Consider the following 15,392-nt stretch of genomic DNA (forward strand, 5'->3'; position numbering starts at 1 on the left):
CAGTTACTCCAGATCGGACAGTTTGCTGCGCTGGCGGGCGCTTTTTTCACTCTGGATTCGAGCCATCTCGGCGCGCACAGCTCTGGCTACCGCCTGCGAGTCCATACCAGGGGCAGTGGGAATGTTGATGACGTATTGGTCGTGGCTGTCGTAGATCACCGGTGCACTGCCGCTGATCGGGCCTCTGCTGTCCACGGTCAGAGCGGAGGTTGATGTTGAGCCCCGGGCTAGGCTCCCGGCAGCAGTGAGTTGTTTTGCCGTGCTGGTCATCGCGCTGATCGGCCCTTTTGCACCGCCTTCCAGGCCCAGTGTTAGGCCGGCCATAGTGAAGCTCCCAAGTTCGGCAAAAACTCGCGAGGGACTATGGATGTCCAGCTTTTCCTTGAACCAGTTGATGGTGGAGTCGCCGATCGAGGTGATGGCTGTTTTGATTTGTCCCATGCCGGCATAAAGCCCGTTCACCAGGCCGTTGATGATCATGCTGCCGAACTCGGTAAATCGAGTGGGCAAGTCGAGCCCCAGGTAATTCAACACCTCGGCGAAGGCTCGATAGAGGATGCCGATAGGGGTGAAGTTGGTCAGCACCGTAACGATGCCACCGATCCCGCCAGAGAACCCCGCTTTGATTTCGTTCCAAAGGCCAATGACATACAGCTTCACTGCATCCCAGTTTTTGTAGATCAGGTACGCGGCTCCAGCCAGAGCAACCACTACAGCAGCGATGGCCAGCGCTATTGGGTTGGCAGCGAGCCCCCACAGCGCGATGCCAACAGTGCGTATCGCTGTCATCAGCACGCCGCCCATCAGGCTGGCGAGCACTCTTATACCTTGGCCCAGCATCGGTAGGGCGTTGCGAGCGAGCCCGGCCAGCGTTGGAAAAAGTCGTTGAATGACGCCACCGGTACCAGCAGCCTTGAGCCCGAACAAGCCCAGGCCATAATTGATGACTGCAAATGGGCCGATCAAGCTGGCCAATGTCAGAGCCAGCGCCCCGAAGGTCGCCGCCAGCACTCCGACCACCATCAGGGTTTTCATCATGGCGGACGCTGCAGCCGGATTTTCCTTCATCCAGGCAGTGATTTCCTTTATCGCATTGGTGATGGTTTTCAGTGCCGCGACATAGGTTGGCAGAATCGCAGCGCTCATTTCTCTGTAAGCGTTTGCCCGCTGTGCCAGCAGTTCCAATTCCTGTCCTTGGGTGCTATCTAGGCCTTTTGCATACAGCTGATCAATGCCGTCCGCGCCGGCGTTGAGTTTGGCGTTTTTATGGATCTGCTCACGCTGCAGGTACATCTGGGCGAACAGGTTCGAGGCTGTGCGGTTGGAGAAGATGCTGCCGATGGTGTCCAGCACCTGGCTTTTCTCGGTGATGCCTTTGGCTTTCAGCTGTGGCAGCAGCACTTTTTCCAGCCACTCGAACTGGTTCTCCCGGAAAATCTTGCTGCCCTTGATCGCACCGACATCGAGAAAGGCAATCTGACCGGCCTTGTCGTGTTTGACCTTCGTCGGATCTACCAGCCCCAGTTTCTCCAGGTTGTTGGCCGCGCGCTTGGTGGTGCGCCCCTGGTAGATGTTGGAGTAGGCGCTCATCATCGCCGTACCGACACGGTGCCCGCCCATCTCCTGTACGAGCGGTTCCAGTTGGTAATAAAACGCATCGTCTTTGATGCCTTTGGCCGCTACACCACCGGTCTTGATCACGTTCAGCCATTCGTTCGGGCCGACGCGGCCCCCGGTGGCCGTGAGCACACGTTGCACGATGTCGGCCTGATTGATGAAGGCTTCCTTGCTGGCGAGTCCACCGCGCAGCTCAATCACCTTGAGCATGTCCATGAACTTGCGTTCGTTGTCAGATCCTTGTTCTTCGCCGTACATGGCGTGGTTGGCGAACTTCATTTTCGCCAGGGTTGGGGTAACCATCTCGGCTTCATGTTCATCCGCGAACACGGTCATGGCATCCCGAACAAGGGTCAGGTTCTCGGTCACGCTGGTGCCGTAGGTTTTCATCTCCTTGGCAAACTGGATTGCCTTGCTGGTGTCTTCTTTGCCAAGCCCCAAAGCCGCGACGCGCTGTTCCTCCAACGCGAAGTGTTTGCCCTCTTGCAAGGGGGCATACAGACCACGACCTATCCCATAGCTGACACCCATGCCTGTTGCGCCGCTCATTGCGGCGTCGCCGGCAAACTGTTTACGGCGGTCATAGGTTTGTTTGAGTGCGGCCCGTGATTTGGCGGCGTGTGCCTGTTGTGCGCTGAGAAGTCGAAGACGCCGGGTCTGGTCGTTGATGGTGGTGTTGGTGGCGCCAATTTGCTCGCGCAGTTGGCGCTCGTGACTACTGAGATTCTTCGTGCTGATCCCGGCACTGTGGAGCTTCGAGCGCAGCCCCTGCAGCTGTACTCCTTGTTGCTGATGCTCTTGCTTCAGCCGCTGGGCTTCGCGCACGGCTGCACGAAAGTCCCGGGTCATGGCTTTGGTCGGAACGCCGGTGGACGCAAACTGTTGGCTTAGGGCCTTGACCCGTTCCCGAGCGGCATCGAGAGACTGCTTGGTCTGATCGGCAGCGGTGCGTTGGGCGCGCCAGGCGCTGACATCTTTCTGTTGGGCGTTGAGCTCCTTCAGGCGATCGCGTGCGGTCTTGAGCGCGCGTGCGCTCTCCAAGCCGCCCGCGCTGATCTTCTTCAGAGGCCCGCTGGCCTTGTCGATGGCATTGAGCAAAACCCGCAGTTTCAAATCATTCGACATCGGCGGAGCTCCTTACCCTGGCGCGCTCGCGCCAGTCCATCAGTTCTTGCAGGCCCAACTGGTCCATGTCAGCCGGCGCCCAGTGAAAAACCACAGCCAGATCGGCCATGGCGTCTTCTACGCAATGAGGGATGCTTCCTTCTTCACCGACTTCTGCAACAAAAAATCGGTGATCTTGCTGCCGCACGCCAACAGGTCGGCCGGGTCCATTGCTGCGGCTTCAGGAGCGGTGATACTGGGGGTACTGATGCGTGGAATGACCTTGATCAGGCTGGCGACATCCATGTTCAGCAGTTCGATCAACTGCACACCGCGAAGCTCGCCGGACTGAGGTTTGCGCAGGCTGATCTGGGTAATCTCGGTTTTGCCGCGCTTGATCGGGCTGTCGAGGGTTACGCTGTTGTCGTCGGCGGCGATTGGGGTTTCGAGAGTTTCTTCAGTGCTCATGATGTATTCCAAGTGAGGATGTTAATTTGCTCGGTGATCAAGCGTTGAGCAGGTCAGATGCCCAGGGCTTGGCGCTGTTTTTCCAGCATGTCGACGCCGTTGACCTTCTCGATGAAGTTGAGCAGGTCGATTTCGACGATCTCTTCGTTGTCCACGGTGAGCTTGTAGTAGCTGCAAGTAGTTTTGATGCTGTGTTCGGTGTCTTCACCGGGCTTGGCGTCGCCCATTTCGATGGACTCGTGCCGACCACGCACCACCACCTCGACGGTGCTGACGTCGCCGGTGTCGTCCTGCTGAAAAGCGCCGGAGAAGCGCAGCATGATCCCGGAGGCATTCACCGAGCCGAACTGGCGCAGGGCGATCAGATCCAGGCCGCCGGTCTTCCACTCGAACTGGATGCCGTCGTCGGAGAAGCCCAGGTCTGCCTTGACCGAGCCGTTCATGCCGCCGCCCCGGTAGGACTCCATCTTGCGGCCGAGGGGCGGCAGGGTGACCGACTTGACCACGCCCAGGTAGCTGTTGCCGTCATTGAACAAGTTGAGGTTTTTCAGTTTGCGAGGCATGGCCATGGCGGTGTTCTCCGGTGTCCTGGCGCTGGGTGACTCCCTTCGCGGGGGAGCCCCTGGTTAGCTGTTGATCTTGCTGGCGAATTCCATGAGGTAGCGGTCGGTGATCCGCTGCCGCAGGGTGAGGTCTTCCAGCGGTGGTACCGGCGTGTAGTCGTAGTCAAGGAACAGCTTGCCGGCCTTGAGGGTGTCCTTGTCGTTGGCGTCTTCCTGGTACCAGCAACTACCCCCAATCAGGTAGCCGGCCGTGACCATCTCGCGAAACTTGGCGTTGACCCCGTTGATGATGTCTTTGACCAGGGACGGAGTCATCGGCCTGTCCACGGCCCACATGTGCGCCTCGGCCATGGTGTCGGCGAGGATCTGCGCGGTACGGGTGTAGTTCTCGAAGGCGAATAGCGGATCGTCGCTGCAAGTCCGGCTGCCCCAGAAGCGGAACCCGCCCTCGTTGATCAGGGTGGTCACCTCGTTGGAGTTGAGGTAGTTGGCGTCGGTGGCTGGGTTCTGCAGGTCCCAGAACACGTCGGCGCTGATGCCGGTAACCCCGTTGACCGCGACGTTGGACAGGGTCTTGTGCCAACCCGTTTCCTGATCGATCTTTGCCCGCAGGCCCAGGGCGCGAGCGACGGCGGATGCTTTCGCTGTTGCGTTGGTGGTGGTGTCCCAGTTTTGGAAGTCTGGCCAGATCACCATTGCCTCCCGAGCGCCGAAGTTTTCACGGTAGGCGACGGCTTCCTCTTTGGTCTTGCTGTCCCAGGCGCTGACATAGCAGAACGCCCGCAACTGCTGGCCGATGGAGACCAGGGCGGTGGCCACCGGCAGGCTGTCGAGGCCTGGTACGCCAAGAATGCGCGGCACCATTCCAACGCGGGCCTTGGCGGCGAGCAGGGCTTTCATGCCGGTGTATTTGCCGTCGGCGGTGGTGGTGCCGATCAGGGCGCTGGTGGTTGCGGCTTCGGTTTCGCCGGCCTTGACGCGTACAACGATGACGTAGGGCTTGGTCTGGTCAGCAATGGCCTGCAGGCTGGCACCCAGGGTGCCCTTGGTGCCGGCTTTACCGACCGCGGTCTGAACGTTGGTCAGCAGGACCGGGGTATCAAGCGGGAAAGCCAGCGGATCAGCGTCGTCGGCAGTGCAGACCAGTCCGATAACAGCGGTGGGGATGGTGCGAATGGGGCGGGTGCCGTCGTTGAGTTCGAGGACCCGCACGCCGTGTAGATAATCGGCCATGGGTTTTGCCTGCGCAGTGAATGGGGTGACAGTGCACAGGCTGCCGCGCGCGCGCCGGATCGGCGAGCACGGCGGGTTGTAGGGGATAGAGATACAGGGAGAACGTGCGGAGCCGGGCTACTCGACTTGCTCTGCAATCCACTCTGGAGCATTGGGGCGGTGCTGGGTATTGGGAAAGTCTGGTGACTGCGGCCAATCCCGGAGCGCCTGGACGTACACAAGCAGCTCCTTGAACTGCTCCCCCGTCAGCGTCGTGGGCCGCTCAAGCTCAAGCTCATCCCGGTGCCTGTCGCGGATGCCCGAAGCAATTGCAAGCGCCTGATCACGCCAAGCGCGCTCGTTATCCTGAAGACGCTCTGGCAGCGACTGGACAGGCGCGACAAGGACCGGGCGACCATCCGGCCCCGCTGAAACTTCCATGCCTCGGGACGGCGCAGCCAGCAGTGCTGCATATTCCTCTTTCGTGAGTTCAATAGCTCCAGGGCCGTCCAAGCCGAACGCCCAACGCTGAACATCATTTTGAAAAACTGCCTTCATGTCGTGGCCCTCATTTGCCGATGGCGATGTAATTCGCGGCCCAGTTCGCTGCAGCGGACCCTGCATCATTGATTTGCTGTCTGCAGGCGAGGAACCCCGAATTTGTCACTGATCGCCATTGCAAAGTGCTGTGCTCGTCAATCCATGTAGTCCCGGGCGCGTTGCGCACAGAGGACGTTAATGAGTAGCAAGCCGTGGTGAACGCCATCGGAAAAGAAACGTTCAGCGAAGTATCGGGAGCGATGCCGGATACGGTCCCCCACTGAATCACCAAGCCGCCCAGCCAGGACGGGAAAGCCACAGCGCCATTAGGACCAAGAATTAGCGTAATCCCCCAGCGGAGCTTCTTCGACGTGACTGCAGCAGTGTCATCGTTTCCAGCATTCACATCATCTATTGTTCCGATCCTTACCGCGCCGCGGACTGTTTCTGTAGCTTGAGCCTTAACAATCGCTTCAACCTCGACCTTCGTGTAAGCGTCATTGATGTTATAGCCGCCCAGAGTGGTCGCCTTGCCGGCTTTACCGGCAAGCGCATTGGTCATCGTGGTAGCGAAATTCGGATCATTGCCCAGCGCAGCAGCCAGCTCCTTCAACGTGTCGAGTGCTGCAGGTGACGACGCTACCAAGCTTGCTATTGCTTGCTGAATCGCAGCAGTGGTTTCGGGCTTGGTGAAGGCATCTGCGATGCCATAGCCGGCAAGAGTGGTCGCCTTGCCGGCTTTACCGGCAAGCGCATTGGTCATCGTGGTAGCGAAATTCGGATCATTGCCCAGCGCGTCGGCCAGCTCCTTCAGCGTGTCGAGCGCCGCAGGTGACGATGCCACCAAACTTGCTATTGCCTGCTGGATCGCGGCAGCGGTTTCGGGCTTGGTGTACGTATCAGTAATGCCATGCCCGGCCAAGGTGCTAGGGTTGGTCCCGGCGATCACCCGGCCGTACTTGTCGACCGTGACATTGGTATAGGAGCCGGCACTGACACCGCTTCGCCCCGTCGCCATCTCGAAGGCCAGCGGTGTAGTACCCAGGACAATCGGCCCGTCGGTGACCAACTGCCAGACGCTGTCGCCATTGACCGTGCCGGTCTCGATGCTGACGAACAGCCCGGGGGTAACTTCAAGGCTGGTATCGGCGTCTTGAGTTCGCGACCATGCGCCCGCAGCTGCAACGTAGAGTCCGTTATCCTTGGCCTGGGCCTGGTTCTTGACCAGGACACGGTTGCCGGCGGCCAGTGCTACAGAGTCAACCGTCTGCAGGCCACTGAGGGTAATGACTCCTGTAGTTGCAACCAGCACCGAATGCTTGAAGTCCTGCTTGTTCAGCTCTTCCAAAATGCGCTGATCGACGTAGGAGCGCGTCGCCAGGACCACGCTCGGGTCAATCTTCAACTGAATGTTGGTCGTGCTGTTGGTGATGATGTGCATCCGCACGACCTGATTCCGCCCGGAGCCCTGGGCGAGCAGCGGCTTGTAGCTGGGGGCCACGTTGGCGACCGCACAGAACACGCCGTCCTTGTCCTCGATCGCCAGCTCCCGAATCCACCAGCCGCCGACTTCCGGCGGTAGCACGAGCTCGGCGATCAGCACCTTGTCATCGGTCGGCGAGACGTACAGCGCATTGAGCGGCGCACGGTAGACCTGGCGGATCAGCTGCGTTTGCCCAGGGCTTGGCACCGGGTCGGTGTCATTGGCGTCACCGATGAGCATGTAGCTGGGCTCCCACGGGATACCCAGGGCGTCGCAGTTGGTTTTCTTGGCGGCGCCGAGGCTGGTGAGCATGCCGCCGAAAATGGAGTTCTGATTAACCATGGGGGTACACGTCCAGTTCGTCGAGGGTGTATTCGCTGACGCCGTTATAGCCCTGGATCACGATGTCGAGGTCCGGGTTGGTCCAGGGGTAGGCGTCGATCTCGTCACCGTCGAAAACGGTGACGCCGGTGTAGGCGTTCAGGCGGGTTTCAAGGGTGATATCGAGGCCGATCAGGTGGCGGGTGAGGGGCTTGGCATCGTCGATCAGCCAGGTCAGCTCCTGGTGCATCTCCTCGGTGATACCGGTGTCGAGCACGCCGACCTTGAGTGCAAAGGTCGCCCTCGGTCCGTTGGGCACCTTCTGCCACCACTCAACAACCTCGATCAGGTAGCCCAGCGGCTCCACCACCCGGCGCAGGGCGCCGATGGTGCCCTTGCGTGAATGGATGTAGTACGCCGCACGGATCGCAGCGCGCTTGGCTGCTTCCGTCCACTGGCTGGACCAGCGATCGACAGAGAAGGCCCAGGCCAGGTACGGCAGCAGGTGAGCCGGGCACAGATCCGGGTTGTACAGCTGGCGCAGTGGAATCGGTACGCGCTGGATCTGGGCCAGGGCCTGGGCGGCCTGACGTTCCAGCGGCGTGGAATTGCGCGGCAGCAGGGGTTGGTCGGTCATCACTCAACCCCCAGCGCCAGGGTGATGGCGGTGCAGAACGGCGCCTGATAGGGCGTTGCAACAATATCCGCCCAGTCCTGCAGCACGACTTTGCGCACGCCTTCAACATGCAGCCGGGCATGCACCACCGATTCGGACACTTCAAGGCCCAGCCGCCGGCGCTGGTGCACAAATGCCTGAAGGTTGGCCTGGGCGGCGGCGAGAGCCAGTTCGTTTTCAGGGCCATTGCTTAGCATGTAGAGCGTGGCATTGACCTGATAATTGATGATCTCGGCGCCCTGGACGGTCAGCCGGTCGGCGACGGGCCGGCGGTCGTCGTCGCTGAGGTAGGTCTTGACCGCTGCGAGCAGGGCTGTTGAGGCCGTACCGTCGCCGAGCAGGGATTGCACGGTGATCACGGCCTCGGCCGGCGCCGGGCTTTCTGCCGTGGCGTCGGCAACCTGGCCATCAGCGGAGCGCGCGTGAAAGATGTAGCTGTTGCGCGGCCCCGCGGTGCTCAGGCCTTCCCAGGCCATCTGGGCACGCTCGCGGAGGCTGTCGTCGTTCTCCATGATGCGGGCAATCGGTGGCACGGCCGCGGGGTTGGCTTCTTGCACCACCAGGCGGGCGACGTTGTAGTTTGCCGCGAGGTTGTCCAGGTCGGAGTTCTTGGCCAGGGCCAGCATGTTGGCGACAGAGGCCTCATTGACCCGATGACGCCAGATGGTTTCCCGGTAGGCGTTCTCCTGCAGCAGCTTGGTCAGCGGCTCGGATTCCAGCGCCAGGCGGGCGGCGATCTCGGCTTGCTCCTCCGCAGGCCAGAGGCTGATGGCGTAGGCCTTGCGTTCGGCGAGGATCTGCTCGTAATCGATCTGCTCGACGATCTGCGGCGCTGGCAGCTGGCCCAGGTCGATAGCGACAAAGGTGCTCATACGTTTGCCCCCAGTTGCAGCGGTACGCTCAGGTTCAGCGGCTCGTTGGTGTCAACGCGGCTGCATTCAATGTCCATCACCGACTGGCCCTGGAGCGTCGCGCCGACGAACTTCACTCGGCTCAGGGTAATCCGTGGCTCCCAGCGCATCAGGGCCATCACGGTGGCCGCGTAAGCGCGAAGGCGGGTCGCGTCGTTGAACGGGTGGTCCACCAGCTCGGCCAGGACGCTGCCGTATTCACGGCGCATCACCCGGGTACCGAGGCGCGTGGTCAGGATATCGGTGCAGGACTGGACGATATGTTCTTCGGTGCTGAGCGCGGCGCCGGTTTCTCGGTTCATTCCGGAACTCCCGTCTTGGCTCCACCAGGCAGCACGCCGCCATGCAGGTGTTTGATCAGGCTGATGCCGGCCGCGACAACGTCATCTGAAACGGTGACCTTGCCGGTTATGGTCTGATTGCCGGTCTGGGTGTAGTCGCCCTGGTGGGTGATCGGGCCGACGATAGTGATACCGCCGTCGCTGACCAAATTGGTGGTGCCGCCAGGGGCCAGGGTGGCATTCAGGTGATGGGCGACGCTGTCGTACTCGATCACCGTGCCGTCGCTGTAGGTGCGGCGGTGGAGGCCTGCGCGGTCACCGTTGGCCGGGGCGCTGTCGCTGAACAGGCCGGTCAAGGCTACGCCGTTGCCCAGCTGACCGGAGGGGCTGATCAGCAGGACCTGCTCGCCGGTGGTGGGCGGGTCCCACTCCTTGTCGGATCCGGCCCGTAGGGTCAGCCATGGCAGCCAGGTGGTGGTCAGTTCACCGGTTTTCACACGCACGCGCGGGGGCGTCATCTGGACTTGGGCGACAACGCCGAAGCGGATGAGGTTTTCAATCAGGCGGGCGAGGGTGGCTAAGTCTTTCATGGCCCCGATGTTGGAGCTACGAGTGCGTGCGTGCAGCCTCGGGTGTTTGTATGCTTGAGCGCCACAAGTGATTTACTACATCTGCTCAAATCTAAAGGGATTTTTATGGAACTAAGTTTTAAGCCTAAACCGTTGTATCGGATATTAGACTTTTCTCGGGCAGTTCAAATTTTTGAAAAAAGGGAACTGTACTTTGCAAGCCCTGCTTCGTGGGATGACCCCTATGAGCGAAGAATAAGCCACGCGCGAGATCATGCGATCTATTCGCAATGTTGGTGTCAGCATGGAATCTCTGATGCTATGTGGCGAATTTACTCAAATAACGGAATGGGAGTTAGGCTCTCTACTACGACTAGAAAACTTAGGCAAGCTCTTAAGTTGGCTGCTGAAAAAGCGGGTTACCATTTTCGTGTCGGTGAAGTTGACTACCTTTCTCAAACTGATTTCAATTCTGAGGCTAGGAAAATCAGAACTGAGCTTAGTGAGAAGTTCGAGATCTCGCGAGCTATTGATGCAATCTACATGAAGCGAGAGGCGTTTCGTCATGAAAATGAATGGCGAGCAACCATATTTTGCCCAGATCAAAAGAGAACAGTTAAAAAAAAGGGGATTTCGATTCCGATTGATCCACATGCGTTGGTTGATCGGATATTACTTGACCCTCGTGCGCCAGAAGAGCTAGTTGAGGCATTCAAGTTTTACTTTAAAGAAAAAATTGGATTTGAAGGTCAAGTCGTGAGGTCTGTTCTGTATAAGTCGCCTAAGCCACTTAAGGTTTATGAGGATTTGATAGGGGATTTAGATGGTTAAGCTAAGTGGCTTAGTAAAAAATCTTTGATGAGTGAAATGTCCGACTCTGTAAAACCAAGAATCTCTCGCTGTTCATACTGCACCTCCGGCGCCCCACGCTCGGCCCGATCCTTCAGCCCGTATTGATGCACGCGCGCAATACGGGCTACCCGCCCAGTAAACCCAACGCTGATCGCATTGCCATCCCCCTGAACCTTCAAGAAGCTCGCTGTGCGCAGCTTCTTGAACATATTCACCTTGCGCTTGATGCGTCCCTGTTTGCCCCGCAGGTTCCGCTGTTTGCGAGGGGCGTACTTGCTCCCGTCCGGGTTGCGCTGGGCAATGATCCGCTGTTGCTGGCTGCGGCGCAGGGCTTGGCCGATGCTTCGGGCAAGCTGATTGCGTGCAGCGGGCTGCAACTGCCCCAGCAGGCCTGCGGCCCAGTCCTCCAGCGCTTCAAGATCAGCCATTGGGCACTATCCATTCCGGGCCTCTCTCGGGCCATGTGGGGTTGCGCTGTGGCTCACCTGGGTGGCTGATGGTGGTGTTGCCCGCATCATCGGTACGAACGACCACGCGCTCGGTGAGGGGAAGGGTCAAGCTCATGTCGACCTTGCTCTTGTCGATGAGGTCGGCCTCGAACTTAATGCCGTCGGCGGACTTGTCGAGGTTCTCCAGTAGCTCGGACTGGTTCACGCGGAGCCACTCCAGCAGCGGCAGCATGACACTGTCCGGATGGCCGGCGAAGTCGGTCAGGATCACCTGCAGGTCGTAGCTGTATTCGAACGAGAGGCTGGGGGCCGCGGTGCAGCGGACCTTGCCGTTATCGATGAAGATCAGCAGCCGGTCGGGGCTGTGGCGCAGTTCCGGGACCCGTTCCAGCAGGAACACCCGCAGGCTGTCGGGTTTGTTCATGGTTTGGCCTGCTGGTAGCGGTAGATCATGTCGACCTGGCCCGCGCATTCGGCCCAGGCGGCCTCGCTACGATCCTGGTCGGTGATCAGGTCGCCGTTATTGCTGGGGCTGGTCGCCGGCAGGCTGCAGGGCACCACGGTCGGACAGCCACTGACGATAAGCGTCGGCGCCGGTGAGGGCGGGGCGCTCGCGCAACCGGCGAGCAATATCAGGCAAGGGTTGGTCAGCCCAAGCGCGCAAATCAGCGTTTTCACGTTTCAGCCCCTCGATGGTGAGTTGTCGTTTGGCGAGCCCCTGGCGTAGCAGGTCCTGTTCGGTGCGCAGACGGGCTTGGGCCTCGCGTTCGCTGGAAAGAGCAGCCTCCAGGGCGTTGGCTTTGCCCTCGCTGCGTCCGGCCGCGGCCAGCGCGTCCTGGGTGTTTTTCTCTGCCAGTGCTCGGTTCTTGTCGGCGACCTCAATGCGTTGTTCCTGATTCCAGGCCAGCAGGCCCAGCACGCCGACCAGGGCCAGGCCCAGCAGGATCTGGCGGATGGTGCTCATTTGAGGAACTCCCCCAGGACCATCTGGCGGTACTGCTCGTCGGTATAGAACGCGCGGGCCTCATTGAAGTAGGCCTCATCGATTACCCCCGGTGTCAGAAGATGGCGCTGATAGCTGCCGCCGTTGAGCTCGATCAGTTGCAACAGCAGATCCGTTTCCGGGGTATCGATCCCCAAGTCGCGGACTCGGCTCGCCGTTGTTGCGTAGTACCCACCGTTGCGGACCTTGGCCGACTTGAGCCAGTCGAGCTCGTCGTAGATCCAGATAGCTTGTTCCAGGTCGAGGTCATCAGGAGGGGCCTGATGGTCCGAAAGTACGACGACCCCTGGCAGGCGCCCGAGTAAATCCTCTGCTTGCAGGGTGACGAAAATCACCGTCTCCCCCTGGGCGGTGAGGTCGTTTGCGATTTTCACCAGGCGGGTGGTCTTCCCTGTCTGGCGACCGGAGATTTCGAGGTAGGCGATCTTGGCGGTCATGCGCGGTACCAGCCCAGTTTGTTCATGGCGCCGACGTCCAGGTGTTCGAGCGGGCCGCGAATCACAATCGCCCGACAACCAGGATCGACAAATTGCAGCGCCTCGGCCAGCAGCTCCATGGCTTCTGGCTCGGTGTTTTCAGGCACGACCAGCACGTCACCGTCCTCTACCTTCAGCTTGTGCACCGCTTCGAGATCGATCATGCCGGCACCTCCTGACCGCAGCTGCAGGCGCTGTGCCGCTCATAGGCGCGCTGGAGCTTGGTGTCGTACAGGTTGCGCTGGTAGTTCGGCCCGTTGTACTGCCTGGCGAAGTCGGCCCACTTGCGGGCCTTCAGCGCTTTGTGGAGGGCCGGATCGGTCTCGATGAAGCGGACGAAGGTGTCGAACTGGCGGGACTCGCTCGCGCTCATGGCCGTCACGAAGTCCTGCACGCTGGCATAGCCCAGGCGCTTCCAGTGAAAGCCCATGATCTGGAAGGCGCCCCAGGAAGCGGATTCGAGGGCCGCTGTGTCATCGATGAGGCGGGCCGTGGCCAGGCGCTGATGCTCAGCAGGGCCGCCGGCATAGCCACCGGGGTTCGGATTGATGATGGCCGGGTACTGCGCCGCGAGCTCGTCGGCGTGACGCTTCAGTTCTGCCGGGTCGTCGCCTGGGTGGCGTGGTGTCTGCAACTGGCGGTACATGATGTGCCGTTCAAACAGGATCGCCGGCTTGCCGTTGGCGAAGAAGCCCTTGCCGTTCGATTCGACCTCATTGACCGCGTAGACACTGGCGAGGGGCAGATCCAGGCGCTGGGCGGCGCTGACCAGGTCGGCGTTCTTCAGCAGCAGAGCGCAATCGCCTCCGGCCAGGCTGGTTTGGGTTTTCTCGCCGGCGATGCCGTCCACCACCAGGCCGGCCTTGAGCTGGTAGGCGCGAACGGCCATTTCGGTGGCGTCGCCGTAGTCGCCGTCTACTGCCACGGTAATGCCGTGATTGTTGAGGTTCTTCTGCAGGATGCGAACCATCTGCGAGCGATCGCCGTGCCGGAGTGTGTTCATAGCTGCTCTACCTTGCGGTTGAAAAACTTGCGCGCCGCGGCGCGGGTGCCCTCGACGCCGAGCAGGCCGATCACGCCACCGAAAAACGGGGCGGTCGATGCCGGGATGCCGAGCAACGCCAGACCATGGCTGCCGGCCAAGGCCAGTGCCCCGCAGAGCGGCGCCTCGACCAGCATTCGGCGCCAGGTACCACCGCCGTAGATGATCCGCAGGGCAGCAATGATCAGCGCCAAGAGGCCGGCATACAGGGTCGGCCAGTTCTGTTCGAGCCAGGCGGCGAGCCAGGCCCAGGTGTCGGGACGGTCAGGCATTCGCTTCATTCCAGGGTCCAGGGTGGTAGGTCTCAAGGAGGCGGCTCAAGTGGATCAGTCCCATAGGTTCACCATCTGCCGCTGCGGGGCTGTGGTCTGGGCTTCGGGCATTTGAACGGCGAGGCCTTGCGGCAGGGTGGGGCCGTGATCAGCCAGCCCGGGGTTGGCTTCAAGCACCGCCTCGGTGACGCCGGCGGTGCGGCCGTAGTGACGCCAGCAGAGGGCGTCTACGGTGTCGTTTTGCAGGGCGCGAAGGGTGACGGCCATCAGATCAGCTCCACGGTGGTGCGCTTGGTACCCAGGAAATCGCGGATGGCCCAGCGCTGGTCGCGGTGGTAGTCATCGATGTTCGGGGCCAGTTCTTCGGCCTTGCGGTTGCCCGTGTTGGTGCTGTCATAGGAGCGGTAGCGTTCACAGACCTCAGCGCCAACGCCGGCCTCGATCGCTCGGCGGTACAGGTGGACCTGGGCGGATTCATCCTTGACCAGGGGGCTGGGGACGTCTTTCAGTTCGGCATAGCCGGCAGCTTGCTGGGCTATGCGCCAGTCATCGAGCTCCCGGTTGACGCTGATCGCGGCGTTGATCACCGCTGTTTCCAAACGAGCCGGGGTGACGCTGCTGTCGATGCGCAAGGTGGCGCGCAGCTGGTCCAGATCGATCGAGGGCCAGAATGGGTCGGTGTTGATGTGGCCACTTGGCGTTGTGCCGCCGGCTACGAATCCGCTCATGGTGCTGCGCTCAATAAGTCGCCGGTGGTCGGGGCTTCACGTTCAGGCGGAGCGGTCTGGCCGATCCGCCCCGAGCCGGCGGGGTGCGTGGGGACGCTCGGTTAACTGCGTGCCTTTAAGGGGCGGGCGCAGTGTGTTTCTTGAGGAGGCGCTCGACGCGCTCCAGATCCTTTTTGCCGCCGCAGTTGCTGTGCAGTTGGATGGCGCGGGCCAGGTGTGTCTTGGCCTGCTCCAGGGGCTGCAGGGCAGTGTCTGCGGGGGCGTCATCAGCGATCTGAGCAGAAAGCGCCTTGCCGATGGCCAGGTGCAGCTTGGCCCGGGCCTGGTCCGGCATGTCTTCTTTGGTGGTGATCTGCTCGGTGCGCAGCAGCAATTCCAGGTCAAAGCTGCCGCCGGATTTCTGGGCCTTCAACGCGGCTTCGGCGATCTCTTCGGCGACGATGGTGCCGTTGGTGCGCTCGAAGCGATCCGGCATCAGCAGCTGGTGCTCGATCACGTAGGCGGCGATGTCCAGGGCACCTTTGAAGTCGCCGGCGTCCATGCGCCAGACCATGAGGGTGGTCAGCACCTGGTCTTGGGCGCCTTTGCCCTCGGCGAGCATGCCTTCGACGTAGGGCTCGTACTCCGGCAGCAATTGTCGCTTGAGCTCTGCCTTGCCCTCGGTGGACTGCACCTGTTTCAGCCGCAGGTAGTCCTGTTGGAGCTTGGCGAGGTGCAGCTCGTAAATGGTGGCGCCTTCCATGGTCAGGGTCGGCCCGGCGACAGCAGCCGCTGCAACGGCTGCTGTAACGCGCTGGAAGTGACGGCGGCAGGGATTGGTCATGA

The 15,392-nt window shown here is 60.9% G+C and carries 22 protein-coding genes and 1 pseudogene; 1 reads left to right on the forward strand and 22 read right to left on the reverse strand.

Going from position 1 to position 15,392, the window contains the following annotated elements; all coding sequences use genetic code 11:
• Positions 1-3: 3 nt before the first annotated feature.
• From WIN67_RS10430 to WIN67_RS10480, 11 genes are all read right to left on the reverse strand, one after another.
• On the reverse strand, positions 4-2,742 hold the full coding sequence (locus WIN67_RS10430) for a phage tail tape measure protein (RefSeq protein ID WP_339071169.1): 2,739 nt from the start codon (positions 2,740-2,742) through the stop codon (positions 4-6).
• Complete coding sequence (locus tag WIN67_RS10435; RefSeq protein ID WP_081002092.1) at positions 2,732-2,851, reverse strand: GpE family phage tail protein; 120 nt, start codon at positions 2,849-2,851, stop codon at positions 2,732-2,734. Before WIN67_RS10435 ends, WIN67_RS10430 begins: the two co-directional genes overlap by 11 nt.
• 8 nt (positions 2,852-2,859) lie before the next feature.
• Positions 2,860-3,189: a phage tail assembly protein gene (locus WIN67_RS10440; RefSeq protein WP_339071170.1), complete on the reverse strand. Its 330-nt coding sequence runs from the start codon at positions 3,187-3,189 to the stop codon at positions 2,860-2,862.
• A gap of 53 nt (positions 3,190-3,242) precedes the next feature.
• Positions 3,243-3,758 (reverse strand): phage major tail tube protein, encoded by a 516-nt coding sequence (locus WIN67_RS10445; protein WP_339071171.1) that lies wholly within the window; start codon positions 3,756-3,758, stop codon positions 3,243-3,245.
• 57 nt (positions 3,759-3,815) lie between these two features.
• Positions 3,816-4,985 carry a phage tail sheath protein gene (locus WIN67_RS10450; RefSeq protein WP_339071172.1) on the reverse strand — a complete coding sequence of 390 codons (1,170 nt, stop codon included), beginning with the start codon at positions 4,983-4,985 and terminating at the stop codon, positions 3,816-3,818.
• 117 nt (positions 4,986-5,102) lie between these two features.
• On the reverse strand, positions 5,103-5,522 hold the full coding sequence (locus WIN67_RS10455; RefSeq protein ID WP_339071173.1) for a phage tail assembly chaperone: 420 nt from the start codon (positions 5,520-5,522) through the stop codon (positions 5,103-5,105).
• 10 nt (positions 5,523-5,532) lie between these two features.
• Complete coding sequence (locus WIN67_RS10460; protein WP_339071174.1) at positions 5,533-7,329, reverse strand: phage tail protein; 1,797 nt, start codon at positions 7,327-7,329, stop codon at positions 5,533-5,535.
• A complete protein-coding gene (locus WIN67_RS10465; RefSeq protein WP_339071176.1) occupies positions 7,322-7,945 on the reverse strand; it encodes a phage tail protein I in 624 nt (207 codons plus the stop codon). Before WIN67_RS10465 ends, WIN67_RS10460 begins: the two co-directional genes overlap by 8 nt.
• The gene (locus tag WIN67_RS10470; protein WP_339071177.1) at positions 7,945-8,856 is read right to left on the reverse strand and encodes a baseplate J/gp47 family protein; all 912 of its coding nucleotides are present in this window, start codon (positions 8,854-8,856) and stop codon (positions 7,945-7,947) included. Before WIN67_RS10470 ends, WIN67_RS10465 begins: the two co-directional genes overlap by 1 nt.
• On the reverse strand, positions 8,853-9,197 hold the full coding sequence (locus tag WIN67_RS10475) for a GPW/gp25 family protein (protein ID WP_339071178.1): 345 nt from the start codon (positions 9,195-9,197) through the stop codon (positions 8,853-8,855). The genes WIN67_RS10470 and WIN67_RS10475 overlap by 4 nt, the downstream gene beginning before the upstream one ends.
• Positions 9,194-9,766, reverse strand: a complete 573-nt coding sequence (locus WIN67_RS10480; protein WP_339071179.1) for a phage baseplate assembly protein V — start codon at positions 9,764-9,766, stop codon at positions 9,194-9,196. The genes WIN67_RS10475 and WIN67_RS10480 overlap by 4 nt, the downstream gene beginning before the upstream one ends.
• A gap of 54 nt (positions 9,767-9,820) precedes the next feature.
• On the opposite strand from WIN67_RS10480, the gene WIN67_RS10485 reads away from it, so the two are divergent.
• The gene (locus tag WIN67_RS10485; protein ID WP_339071180.1) at positions 9,821-10,576 is read left to right on the forward strand and encodes a DUF2971 domain-containing protein; all 756 of its coding nucleotides are present in this window, start codon (positions 9,821-9,823) and stop codon (positions 10,574-10,576) included.
• On the opposite strand, the gene WIN67_RS10490 is transcribed toward WIN67_RS10485, so the two are convergent.
• From WIN67_RS10490 to WIN67_RS10540, 11 genes and pseudogenes are all read right to left on the reverse strand, one after another.
• Positions 10,573-11,025, reverse strand: a complete 453-nt coding sequence (locus WIN67_RS10490; protein WP_339071181.1) for a phage virion morphogenesis protein — start codon at positions 11,023-11,025, stop codon at positions 10,573-10,575. The two genes, WIN67_RS10485 and WIN67_RS10490, sit on opposite strands and share 4 nt — an antisense overlap.
• Positions 11,018-11,470, reverse strand: a complete 453-nt coding sequence (locus WIN67_RS10495; RefSeq protein ID WP_339071182.1) for a phage tail protein — start codon at positions 11,468-11,470, stop codon at positions 11,018-11,020. The genes WIN67_RS10490 and WIN67_RS10495 overlap by 8 nt, the downstream gene beginning before the upstream one ends.
• Positions 11,467-11,652 (reverse strand): annotated as a pseudogene (lysC, locus tag WIN67_RS10500) (Rz1-like lysis system protein LysC); the annotation flags it as partial. The pseudogene lysC and the gene WIN67_RS10495, both read right to left, overlap by 4 nt.
• The gene (lysB, locus tag WIN67_RS10505) at positions 11,567-12,010 is read right to left on the reverse strand and encodes an Rz-like lysis system protein LysB (protein ID WP_422394677.1); all 444 of its coding nucleotides are present in this window, start codon (positions 12,008-12,010) and stop codon (positions 11,567-11,569) included. The pseudogene lysC and the gene lysB, both read right to left, overlap by 86 nt.
• Positions 12,007-12,486 carry a hypothetical protein gene (locus tag WIN67_RS10510; RefSeq protein ID WP_339071184.1) on the reverse strand — a complete coding sequence of 160 codons (480 nt, stop codon included), beginning with the start codon at positions 12,484-12,486 and terminating at the stop codon, positions 12,007-12,009. The genes lysB and WIN67_RS10510 overlap by 4 nt, the downstream gene beginning before the upstream one ends.
• Positions 12,483-12,689 carry a hypothetical protein gene (locus WIN67_RS10515; protein WP_194237261.1) on the reverse strand — a complete coding sequence of 69 codons (207 nt, stop codon included), beginning with the start codon at positions 12,687-12,689 and terminating at the stop codon, positions 12,483-12,485. The genes WIN67_RS10510 and WIN67_RS10515 overlap by 4 nt, the downstream gene beginning before the upstream one ends.
• Positions 12,686-13,528, reverse strand: a complete 843-nt coding sequence (locus WIN67_RS10520) for an N-acetylmuramidase family protein (protein WP_339071186.1) — start codon at positions 13,526-13,528, stop codon at positions 12,686-12,688. Before WIN67_RS10520 ends, WIN67_RS10515 begins: the two co-directional genes overlap by 4 nt.
• Entirely contained in the window at positions 13,525-13,848 is a 324-nt protein-coding gene (locus tag WIN67_RS10525; RefSeq protein ID WP_194237263.1) for a phage holin, lambda family, read from the reverse strand. Before WIN67_RS10525 ends, WIN67_RS10520 begins: the two co-directional genes overlap by 4 nt.
• Before the next feature lie 45 nt (positions 13,849-13,893).
• Positions 13,894-14,106, reverse strand: a complete 213-nt coding sequence (locus tag WIN67_RS10530) for a tail protein X (protein WP_015634862.1) — start codon at positions 14,104-14,106, stop codon at positions 13,894-13,896.
• Complete coding sequence (locus WIN67_RS10535) at positions 14,106-14,567, reverse strand: head completion/stabilization protein (protein ID WP_110596781.1); 462 nt, start codon at positions 14,565-14,567, stop codon at positions 14,106-14,108. The genes WIN67_RS10530 and WIN67_RS10535 overlap by 1 nt, the downstream gene beginning before the upstream one ends.
• Before the next feature lie 115 nt (positions 14,568-14,682).
• Positions 14,683-15,390 carry a terminase endonuclease subunit gene (locus WIN67_RS10540; RefSeq protein ID WP_339071187.1) on the reverse strand — a complete coding sequence of 236 codons (708 nt, stop codon included), beginning with the start codon at positions 15,388-15,390 and terminating at the stop codon, positions 14,683-14,685.
• Between the last annotated feature and the right edge of the window lie 2 nt (positions 15,391-15,392).

The sequence above is a fragment of the Pseudomonas idahonensis genome (genome assembly GCF_037903935.1).
GTDB lineage: Bacteria > Pseudomonadota > Gammaproteobacteria > Pseudomonadales > Pseudomonadaceae > Aquipseudomonas > Aquipseudomonas danubii.